Source organism: Pseudomonas sp. AP42 (assembly GCF_001728935.1).
GTDB lineage: Bacteria > Pseudomonadota > Gammaproteobacteria > Pseudomonadales > Pseudomonadaceae > Aquipseudomonas > Aquipseudomonas lactis.
The window spans coordinates 1-11,271 of sequence record NZ_LYSO01000158.1 but is presented as its reverse complement, the minus strand read 5'-3'; the positions used below and the strand labels follow the sequence as shown (position 1 = coordinate 11,271).

7 protein-coding genes are annotated in these 11,271 nt (G+C 59.7%); 2 read left to right on the top strand and 5 right to left on the bottom strand.

The features are described 5' to 3' along the window. Window positions 1–214: 214 nt before the first annotated feature. The gene (locus A7K61_RS28910; RefSeq protein WP_069558886.1) at window positions 215–2,677 is read right to left on the bottom strand and encodes a UvrD-helicase domain-containing protein; all 2,463 of its coding nucleotides are present in this window, start codon (window positions 2,675–2,677) and stop codon (window positions 215–217) included. A 217-nt stretch (window positions 2,678–2,894) separates the two neighbouring features. Between A7K61_RS28910 and A7K61_RS28905 the strand changes: the two genes are divergently transcribed. After that, window positions 2,895–3,590 (top strand): pirin family protein, encoded by a 696-nt coding sequence (locus A7K61_RS28905; protein WP_034127382.1) that lies wholly within the window; start codon window positions 2,895–2,897, stop codon window positions 3,588–3,590. Between the two features lie 134 nt (window positions 3,591–3,724). Here A7K61_RS28905 and pgm read toward each other — a convergent pair whose 3' ends face one another. The 4 genes from pgm to A7K61_RS28885 all read right to left on the bottom strand — a co-directional run bounded on the left by pgm (window position 3,725) and on the right by A7K61_RS28885 (window position 10,222). Beyond that, complete coding sequence (pgm, locus tag A7K61_RS28900; RefSeq protein WP_044273695.1) at window positions 3,725–5,368, bottom strand: phosphoglucomutase (alpha-D-glucose-1,6-bisphosphate-dependent); 1,644 nt, start codon at window positions 5,366–5,368, stop codon at window positions 3,725–3,727. 261 nt (window positions 5,369–5,629) lie between these two features. After that, entirely contained in the window at window positions 5,630–7,033 is a 1,404-nt protein-coding gene (locus A7K61_RS28895; protein ID WP_069558885.1) for a PLP-dependent aminotransferase family protein, read from the bottom strand. Between the two features lie 36 nt (window positions 7,034–7,069). Next, a complete protein-coding gene (locus A7K61_RS28890; protein ID WP_171905507.1) occupies window positions 7,070–8,494 on the bottom strand; it encodes a hypothetical protein in 1,425 nt (474 codons plus the stop codon). A 705-nt stretch (window positions 8,495–9,199) separates the two neighbouring features. Then, window positions 9,200–10,222 carry a zinc-dependent alcohol dehydrogenase family protein gene (locus A7K61_RS28885; RefSeq protein WP_032891964.1) on the bottom strand — a complete coding sequence of 341 codons (1,023 nt, stop codon included), beginning with the start codon at window positions 10,220–10,222 and terminating at the stop codon, window positions 9,200–9,202. Between the two features lie 268 nt (window positions 10,223–10,490). Here A7K61_RS28885 and A7K61_RS28880 point away from each other — a divergent pair. After that, window positions 10,491–11,271 (top strand): LysR family transcriptional regulator (locus tag A7K61_RS28880; protein WP_069558883.1); only part of this gene is annotated, 781 nt, incomplete at its 3' end.

Genomic DNA, 11,271 nt, shown 5'->3' with positions numbered 1-11,271 from the left:
CGGCCGTTACCGCAGCAATGGATATGCACACAATCCACTGTGTTGACTGCCAGGCCGCCTTCGCGAGCAAGCTCGCTCCCACATTTTTGATCGTGGGGTTTCAGGTAGATAGGCGCCGGCTGGCAGACCGCAATCGCAGGCAAGCCAGCTCCCACATTTTCGATCGTTGGGGTGTCAGGTAGATAAGCGTCGGCTGGCAGGCCGCCATCGCAGGTCAGCCAGCCCCCTTCACTGAACGCTGATCATCAAAAAACGCCTTCCTGCCATCCACCCGCTCAGACGCCCTCGGCACATTCACACCCTGGCCTTCCGGCTTTTCCACATACCAATAACAATGGCTGACCGCCCGGGTAATCCCCACGTAGGCCAGGCGCAACACTTCGTCTCTCTGCGCATTGTCATAAGGCTCGCTGTCCCCATCCTTGCCCAAACCCGCCATGCGATACACTTGGTTCTTGTACGGCGAACTGGTGACATGCTGACAATCACCCAGCAAAAACACCGCATCCGCCTGCAAGCCCTTGGCACTGTGATAAGTCAGCTGTTTAAGCCTGCGCGCCTGAGGCGCCAAGCTAGAATCAACATTAACTACAGACTGAATATGCTCCTTAATCAATAACTTATCGCTACCTTTTCGATAAAGCATCAGGATCGAATCGCCCCGCTGATAGTGCTCGAGCAACCGCTGCCCCAGTGCCGCGTCGTCACGCTCCAACACCGTGACGGGCACCAATGCCTTGGGCTCGCCACTGGCCTTGGCCTTCTTGCCCGGGATGGCCGGCGCGCTGCGTACGATATGTTCGGCGGCGTCGATGATGTGCTGGTGGCTGCGGTAGTTCTCCCCCAGCATCACGCGGGTAGTGCTGGGCGAAACAAACTCCTTGTTGAAGTCCATGAAGTACTTGGGCGAACTGCCGCGCCAGCCATAGATCGATTGCCAGTCATCCCCCACGCACAGCAACGATGAGCGTTGCGCCCCACGCCCGACGTGCATGGCCGGCCCACGGCTGCGGATTTCCCGCAGGCTGGCGCGGATCCAGGACACGATCTGCGGCGACACGTCCTGGAATTCATCGATCATCAGGTGCGACATCGGCCGCAACAGCGGATCGCTGAGCAGCTTGAGGTTCTCCGGGGTGTTTTCGCCAAACAGGGAGAACATCCGGTTGTAGGTCATGATCGGCGGCGATTGTTCCAGCAGGTGATCTTCCAGGGCCTTCCAGAAAATGCTCAGAGCCTCGAAGAACAGCCGGTCTGGGTCGTCTTTGGCGAAGCTCATCTGGCCAACCGCCGTAGGCACATCCAAACCAAGGTTCTCGATAAACCCGGCTGCCATGACAAAACTGTCCAACAGGGGCGCCGAAGCGAGCTCGCCTTTGACCTTGTAATCAAAGCCCGGCCCGGCCGTGGCATCGCCGCCCAGGCTGCTCAAAAGGCGCTTGGAAGATTCGTAATTATCCAGCCATATCAGCGGCTTATTGCAGAAAGCTTGAAACAACGTGCGCTTCACCGCCCATTCTGCACGCACCGAGAGTTTCGAGTTCGGCCGACTGATCTGCGGGTTTTCGCGCCCATCGAACCCCAACACCACCCAGGCATCCAGCTCCGGGATATAGCCGTGGCAATGAAATTGCGCGCCGTTGATTTCAAAGGTCTGACGGCTGGGTTCGATGCCTTTGATCGGCCAGGCGCCGGCGCGAAACCACAGGTCTTCGATCACATCACAGAGTTCTTCATCACGCTTGGCGGCCAATTCAGTCACGGCCATGCGCTTTTGCACGTCCGGATGATCGCGCTCCAGCTCCTTGAGCTGAAGGCCATGGCGTGCCAGGGGTGCAATCAACTCGCGAAAACGCTGATGGCGGCCATACAAGCGGTGATAACAGGCGTTCATCTGCTGGCGCTGGGCGTCGCTAATACGCAGGTCGAAGGCGTTGCTGTCGGCGTCTTCAAAACCACCGTTGAGGTTCTCAAAGGCTTGCAGCCGTTCAAATCCCGACAGGCTGCGCACCATCGGCAGGATGCGCGAATGAAAGGTGCGCACCACCGCCTGGGCGTCTTTGCTGCCAAGGGGTTGGCCCCACAGGCTGAGAATCTCCATGAGTTTGTTGATGAAGTCCTTGCGCGACTCGCGGGTGAACGTCACCACCGTCATGGAACTTAGCTCAAAGCCCAGGTAATGGCTGAGCAGCAGGATGCGCAGCACCAAGGACGTCGACTTGCCGGCGCCTGCGCCCGCAATCACCGAGGTCGAGGGCGTGTCGCTGAAGATCATCTTCCATTGCGCCGCACTTGGCTGCGCATGGGCTGGCAGCAGCCGCGCGACATCGGCCTTCATGCGTTTCTTCACCTCTGCGGTGAGCGGCAATCGCCAATCGTCGAACAGGCTGTCATCTATGCCTGGTGCGCGGTGCTCATCGGGGCGAAAGTCACGAATCAGCAGGACCTGGCGGCCCTCTTCAATGCCATCGGCCTTGCCCTCGCGGTAACCGTATTCAACGCCCGCCTCATGCCCACTGCGAAAGCCGTCCGCCTGGCCATGCAACCAGGAAAACCGATGCTGCGCACGCAAACGGGTGAGCCCATGGCCGAACAGGCGAGCGGCAAGCCGCTTTAACAGCGGCATTTCAGCCAAGGGGCGCAGTTCGGGGGGTAGATCAGGCTGTTGTTGCGACACGCGGACTCCTGCGGTGAGCTTGTTTTGACCAGGACACCATGGTCGCCGGAAACGCCGCCCAGTTCCAGCCAAATGCTTTGCAGTCATGCAGTTAGGCGATGAAGTGAAAGTGAACACCGGAATAAAACATCGAACAAATAGATAATAATCCGGTAGTTTTTACGCTTTTTCTCGATCATGCGCTGCTGGATGATAGGCCCATCAACAGGAGACGATCATGCTTGAACTTCGACCTTTCACCAGCCTGGGCGGCGCCCACCATGGCTGGCTTGACGCTCATCACCACTTTTCCTTTGCCGAATACCACGACCCCCAGCGCATGCACTGGGGCAACCTGCGGGTGTGGAACGACGACATCATCGCCCCCGGCAGCGGCTTTCCCCAGCACCCGCACCGCGACATGGAAATCATCACCTATGTGCGCGAAGGCGCCATCAGCCATGCCGACAACCTAGGTAACAAAGGCCGCACCGAAGCCGGCGATGTGCAGGTGATGAGCGCGGGCACCGGCATTGCCCACAGCGAGTACAACCTGGAGGCCACGCCGACCAAGATCTTCCAGATCTGGATCATCCCCAATGAGGCGGGCTTGCCGCCGTCCTGGGGCGCCAAACCGTTTCCGCAAGGCAACCGCGAGGGCTTTGTAACGCTGGCCAGCGGCAAGGCTGGCGACAGTGAAAGCTTGCGGATTCGTGCGGATGCACGCTTGGTGGCGGCGAACCTGAAGGCCGGGGAAAGCGCGGAGTACCGGCTGGACAGCGGTCGCCGTGCCTACCTGGTGCCTGCCACGGGCGTGATTGACGTCAATGGTGTGCGGGCACAGGCACGAGACGGTGTGGCGGTTGAGGATGAGCAGGTGTTGCGCGTGACGGCGATTGAGGACAGCGAAATCGTGCTGGTGGACCTCGCCTGATCTCAACGCTTGTTGCTATCTAATGTGGGAGGGGGCTTGCTCCCGAAAGCAGTGAACCAGTCGATATCTTAGTTGACTGACCCACCGCTTTCGGGAGCAAGCCCCCTCCCACACTTCTACCGCATTAGTGTCAGTTATTGGCTGATCGCGCCGTCTACCAACACCTGCGCTTCTTCCACCAGTTGCTTGAGGTGTTCTTCGCCAATGAAGCTCTCGGCGTAGATCTTATAGATGTCCTCAGTGCCCGAAGGCCGTGCGGCAAACCAGCCGTTTTCGGTCATGACTTTCAAACCGCCAATCGCCTGGTTGTTGCCCGGCGCATGGCTGAGGATCTGCTGGATGCTCTCCCCGGCCAATTGCGTGGACGTGACCTGCTCCGGTGACAGTTTACCCAGCAGGGCTTTTTGCGCAGGGGTCGCCTTGGCATCGACGCGAATGGCAAACGGTTCACCCAGGGCATCGGTCAGGCCACGGTAGATCTGGCTCGGGTCCTGGCCTTTGCGCGAGGTCATTTCCGCGGCCAGCAAGGCCGGGATCAGGCCGTCCTTGTCGGTGCTCCACACGCTGCCGTCTTTGCGCAGGAACGAGGCACCGGCGCTTTCTTCGCCGCCAAACCCCAACGAACCTTCGAACAAGCCATCGGCAAACCACTTGAAGCCCACCGGCACTTCGTACAGGCGACGACCGATGCGCGCCGCGACGCGGTCGATCAGGCCGCTGCTGACCACGGTCTTGCCCACGGCTGCGTCGGCACGCCAGTCCGGGCGGTTCTGGAACAGGTAGTCGATGGACACCGCCAGGTAGTTGTTGGGCGCCAGCAAACCACCGGAAGGCGTGACGATGCCGTGGCGGTCATGGTCCGGGTCACACGCAAACGCAACGTCGAAGCGTTCCTTGAGCCCGATCAGGCTTTGCATGGCGTAGCTGGAAGACGGGTCCATACGAATCTGGCCATCCCAGTCGACGCTCATGAAGCGGAAGGTTGCGTCGACCTCGGTATTTACCACGTCGAGGTTCAAGCGGTAATGCTCGGCAATCGCCGACCAGTAGCGCACCCCTGCTCCGCCCAATGGATCCACGCCCAAGCGCAGGTCAGCGCTGCGGATCGCGTCCATGTCGATCACATTGATCAGGTCGGCCACATAGCTGTTGAGGTAGTCATGGCGATGGGTGGTGTCTGCCTTGAGCGCCTGGGCGTGCGTGATGCGCTTGACCCCGGCCAACTTGTTGGCGAGCAGTTCGTTGGCCTTGGCTTCGATCCACTTGGTGACGTGGGTATCGGCCGGGCCACCGTTAGGCGGGTTGTACTTGTAGCCGCCACTTTGCGGCGGGTTGTGGGACGGTGTAATCACAATGCCGTCCGCCAGGCCGCTGGTACGGCCGCGGTTGTAGCAGATGATGGCGTGGGAAATCGCCGGCGTCGGCGTGTACTCATCGCCCTCGGCCAGCATCACATGCACGCCGTTGGCCGCCAGGACTTCCAAGGCACTGGCACCGGCTGGCGTCGACAATGCATGGGTATCCAGGCCGACAAACAATGGGCCAGTAATGCCCTGCGCTTCGCGGTACAGGCAGATGGCCTGGCTGATAGCCAGCACATGCCACTCGTTGAAACTCAGTTCAAACGAGCTGCCGCGGTGCCCGGAGGTACCAAAAGCCACGCGCTGAGTGGAGATCGCTGCATCAGGCTGGCCGGTGTAGTAGGCCGTGACCAGTCGCGGGATATCCACCAGCAACTGGGCTGGCGCCGGTTTGCCCGCAAAAGGACTGATAGTCATGCATAAACCTCGAAAAGAAGGATTCGGAAAAAATGACAGTTTACTGAGAGTTGGACTACTGCGCGACGGTATCGATCCGACAGTCTGAAGAGAAATTTCGGATAATTGAGGTGAGGATATGCACTCGGCCTGACCGGCTGTCAGGCCAGCTCCTACATTGGATAGTTGTAGGAGCGAGCTTGCTCGCGAAAAACTCACCGGCGCCGCGTTTATTCAGGCAGCGCGCATTATCGTTGACGTTTTTCGCGAGCAAGCTCGCTCCTACTCAGTCTGCGCCTGCCGTAGTGACTGCGCCAGCGTATCCAGGGCGATGTCGAGGTTGGGATGGCCACTAAAGGTATGGCTCAAGCGCATATGTTGGTGATGCAAACCACTGAGGCTGAACAGCTCGCCCGGGGCAATCACCACCTGTTGGGCGAGCATGCGCTGGAACACCAGGCGCATGTCCACCGGCGCCGTCGACTGCAACCAGAAACTCGCCCCGGCCACGGGCATGCGGTAATGCACACGCCCTTGCAGACGCACATCCAAGCGGTGACTCATGGCATGGGCCTGCTCGTGAAGGCGCTGACGCAGCGTCTGCAGATGCTGGTCAAACCGCCCACTCTCATAAAGCCGGGCAATGGCGCGTTGTCGGATAGCGGACAGTCGAAATGAACGCAGCAAGAATTGGCGCTGCAATTCACTGCTCATCTGCCGCGCCAACAGGTAACCGAAGGGGGCTTCCGGGCCCAACACCTTTTCGAACGAAGAAAACACGATCAGCCGCTCTGGGTTGACCAGGCTGCGCAAGGCCGGCCCGGGCGGCGCAAAGCTCAGGTCACCGAAGGTATCGTTCTCCAGCAACCAGCAGCCGTGCTGGTCGAGCAGTCGCGCTACGTGCAGCCGCTCGGGTTCGGTCATGGTGTTACCCGAGGGCATGCTGACCACGGATGAGAGCAGCACAAGGTGCACCGGCTCATGGCGCAGCAAGTGCTCCAATGCGGCCAGGTCCGGTCGGCCGTCGGCACGCCAGGGCCATTCAATAACCCGCACGCCAGCGGCCTGTAGCAGGCGCAACACCAGGTAATCGCAGGGCGATTCAACCACCACCACGGTGCCTTTGAGGCCCAGGGCATCAATGAGGATGTCCAGTACGCCTTGAAGGTCGGCCCCCACATACACCTCATCCGCTTGCCAGCAACGGGTGGGCGACGAGGTATAACGAGCGGCCAAGGCGGCGCGCAACTCCCACACACCGCAGGGTTGCGAGGGTTGCAGGTGATGGGGATACCGGCGTACCAGTTGGCGCTCCAGCGCCAGCAGTGCGCCATCGAGCGACCCCAACAGCGCCGGTTCATCACCACTGAGTACCACCATCGCCGGGCGCCGTGCAGCCGTGTACAAACGCTCGAGCAGATCAGTACCGGTCATAAGGGGCGCGTTTGCAGCCACGGGCCAGGCGAAGTAGCCGGATTTGGCCACCGAGTACACTCGGCCTTCCTTTTCCAGCAACGAATAGGCGTACTGAATCGTCGAGATCGACACATTCATGCGCGTCGATAACTGCCGCAGGGACGGCAGTTTCACCGGCGTTTCCCGGCTGACTTCGTTGATCAGGTTGATCATGTAGCGGTACACCGCCTGATAGGCAAAGTCTACTTGCCGCTCCCCGCGAAGGTTCATCGTTGCTCACCGGCGTTGATTGGCGGACACACGTTGCTAACGCCCCGACACTTGGGCGACGCGCGCCTCGGGCCGCGCGAAAGCTCGTTTGCGCGCCCGCGTGCCGCGTCCTTCCAACAGCGGGCGCTTACGGTACAGGTGCTGCAACAGCGGCAGCGGCAACCCACTGGTATCCACCAGCCACTGGTGCAGGATGTCCGCTGCGGGTTTGCCCTGTAGTGCCTTGTGGAGTTCGGGGAGCGCCACCAGCATGCCGGGATGGCATTGACGCAAGAAACTCTCCAACCGCTCGCCATGCTGAACAAAAGGTGCAAATAACAGGCAGGTCAATTGGCTGTCGTCCAGACCCGAGAACTCCTGGATGTAGGCGGAGGACAGCAACTGCCCTTCCCGCCCGGACGCTTCTTTGATCAGCGCGACCGGCACGTGCCGGCGATGCAGGAAGTCTGCCGCACGACGAACAAACCCCGCGACGCCATGTTCGTAGGAAAGCTCACGCAGGCACTGGGCCTGCACGCCGTGCAAATGCGCCATGAGCAATGGGTTGGGATAGGCAGGATGGCTGAAATGGAACTCGAACGGGTCCCGCTTGTGGACGAGAAACCCGGTGAGCAGTGGCGCATGGCCGACGTCGGCGTCTTTGAGCAGGTCGGCGATGCCGATATAGGCCAAATGACGATGCCCGCACCGGCCCGGACTTTCGTTGCCCGCATAGTGCTCGCCATAGAGGTCGCGATAGCAACCCACACTCCACTCCTCCATGCGTGCAAACCATGCATTGAGCGACGATGGCTTGGCGGGCGCAAAGGTAAGGCCGGTCGCCAGCGCGCTTTTTTTCAGCCACGCGATGTATTGGCTTTGCTTGCGTGCTGAATCACCGCTGACCAGGGCATGCACGCCGCCGTTCCAGGTAGCGACCCGCTGATAGAAATCGCCCAAGGCCAGGAGCGTGTCGTCGCACAGGGCGGCACGGATATCGCCGGACGTCAGGTGCCCGATCATCAGCTTGTTACGCTGGCTGATTTCCCGAGCGGCACTGGACGCCGGGCGCTGATGGTTGAACGGCAGCACCTCATGGTTTTCCACCATCAACAGCTCTACCCGTGGGTCGTCATGGAAGAACAGCGCTGCGTAGCCTTGATTCAAGGAGTCGAGCGTTGCCTGAGTCATACCGGCATGCCGCAATGTTGCCACCCGTATTTGAAACGTCTTGGGCGAGCGGCCAGCAATGGTCAGTTGCGCCGCACGCAGCAACGCGAGGGTGTAGCTGCTCACTTCGCCGCCACCATGGGCGATCAGTACTTTGTAATTGCCCACTTGTTCCATGCCGCCTGCGGCCACCACGATTCGCTGAACGAGCAATTGAAGTGACGTTCGTTCGGCGCGCGTAAAGTGCCCGATTAAACGTTGCAGAACTTGCTGGCAAACATAGCTCATGGCTTGTTCATGAATAGTGCTCATCGTTCTACTACCTGAGTTGAAATATCAGTTTCAAGCAACTACCAAACAGCGTTGCTCGACCTATTACATCTGTAGGCTTGTCTTCCATTGCGCAGCACAAGTTTGAGTCAACATTAGCACCTTGCAACAAAAGCGCAGGTGAGAGCATTGAGGGCGCCCATGGCCGCCCCGCCGGAGAATCCGGCGCCTGCGCGGGCTCCAGCGAAATAGCTGTTAGCCTTAGGAATATTCCGACAACGTCCTACACTGTTTTAACTAAGAAATTAGAGAAGCGTCCGACGAATATTAATCACCTGCGCACCTTCGCTGCGTGCAAGGCAACAGGGTATTCGTTTTGCACTTTGCGGGAGAAACAATCCGAGCCTCGTTAGTTCTGAAGGTGCGTGACGCAACTGCCGTGTAATCAATCATGGCTCAATCCTTGAGATGACAATGAAGACTCAATTATCGGCACTCAAATAATGATTAACAGATACAGAACAGCGTCAAAAAGCAGCTCAGATGACCTGCCTGCCCAACTTAAATGACGCCCACACACAAGCGCCGCACTGGATTTCAGGGCGGCGCACGGCAATAACGGTATTGTTTGCGGGGCGCAGCGCCCCTGCGGCGGCTCAACCCCGGTGCGGGTTAAGCCCTGTCAAATGGCGCATTTGCCTCATCAGCTCAGGCGCCGGAGTATTCATTTGCGAATACTCCTACAGCTCAAACAGCTTCAACCTGCAACGCCACCCGTTCGCGACACGGGCATTCATCCATGTATCGGTGCGCTTCGACGAACTGACTGAACGGAAATACCGTGGTTTTCAGTGGGACAAGCACACGGTCGGCCGTCAGCTGGTTGATATCGCGCAACGCACGCTGCAACGCCACTTGGTCCTGGATAATGCCCAGCTCCGGCTTGCCGGTGAAGTTGCCGATACAGTGCACAAAGAACTGAATGTTCTTCTGGAACGCCGCACAGGCCGGGAATGGCGTCTGATTGCCACCTTGCAGGCCATACAGCACCAGGCTGCCACGCGGCGCCAGGACGTCACCGAGCAGCGACATCTGCGGGCCACCCAGGCCATCGAACACCACGTCGACGCCACGGTTGTCGGTGAACTTGTTGATCTGCATCAGCAGGTCTTGTTCTTCAGTCACGATGACCTTTTCCGCCCCGAGGGACAGCAGGTATTCGCGTTCAGCACTGTCTTTGGTGGCGGCAATCACCCGCACACCCAGGGCCTTGCCCAGCTGCACAAACGAAGGGCCGGCACAGTGGCTGGCGTCGGTCACCAGGGCAAACTGGCCGGGTTTGACCCGCGCCAGGTCCATGTAGGCAAAGTACGCAATCAGCAGCGGCGTGTAATGCACGCTGGCTTCAATCGGGCTCAAGACATCCGGGTAGCGGGTCAAGGCCGAACGGGGCAAGACGATCTGCTCGCCATACACCGGGTAATCATTGGGGCTCTCGGCCGGAAAACTGGCCACCTTATCGCCCACTGCCAAGTCATCCACGCCGTCGCCGAGGGCGACTACGACACCGGCCATTTCATGGCCCAGGCCAGAAGGCAGACGTGCGTGGGAAGACGCCAGGTTCTGGCGCCACAGAATGTCATACCAACTGATACCGATCGCATCGACACGCACCTGCACTTCGCCCGGTGCGGGCTGCGCGGCTGCATGCTCCTCGCATTTGAGCACCTCAGCCGGACCAAACTTGTGAAAACGAATCGTGCGGGACATCGCAAACCTCGTCAAAGTAACCTCTAATGCCATGAACTTTATCTGGGCTTTGGGGGTAAGACCACCGGTCACCATTAATAGTCGACATGCCTGTCATTGATTCCGCGAAGGAGGAACACCCCTCAACTATCGTAGGAAAAATCAATTAGCCGGTGCAGAGTACCAGCCTTTCCCCGTAAGATTCATGCCGGTCATCCTTCTGAATCGAACCTCAGGGGGGGCTACATGACCGCTCACATCAAGTTTGCTGACTCTTCCAGGACACAAGATGAACCGTAACGACCTGCGTCGTGTCGACCTTAACCTCTTGATCGTATTCGAAACCTTGATGCATGAGCGCAGTGTGACCCGCGCCGCCGAGAAATTGTTCCTCGGCCAGCCGGCCATCAGTGCGGCACTGTCACGCCTGCGCGGGCTGTTCGATGACCCTCTGTTCGTGCGCACCGGGCGCAGCATGGAACCCTCGGCCCGCGCCGTGGAAATCTTCGCCCTGCTCTCCCCGGCGCTGGACTCAATCTCCACCGCCGTCAGCCGCGCCGCCGAATTCGACCCGGCCACCAGCACCGCAGTGTTTCGCATTGGCCTGTCCGACGACGTGGAATTCGCCCTGCTCCCGCAACTGCTCAAACGCCTGCGCTCCGAAGCCCCCGGCATCGTGCTGGTGGTACGCCGCGTCAACTACATCCTGATGCCCAGCCTGCTGGCCTCCGGCGAAATCTCCATCGGCGTCAGCTACACCGCCGACCTGCCCGCCAACGCCAAGCGCAAAGTGTTGCGGCGCAGCCTGCCCAAACTGCTGCGCGCCGACAGCGTGCCGGGCTCGCTGAGCCTGGATGACTTCTGCTCACGCCCCCACGCCCTTGTCTCCTTTGCCGGCGACTTGAGCGGGTTTATCGATGAAGAGCTGGAAAAACTCGGCCGCAAGCGTCACGTTGTACTCGCGGTGCCGCAGTTCAACGGCCTGGGTACGTTGCTGGCGGGTACGGACATTCTGGCCACCGTGCCGGATTATGCGGCGGAAGCGCTGACCTCGGCGGGTGGGTTGCGGG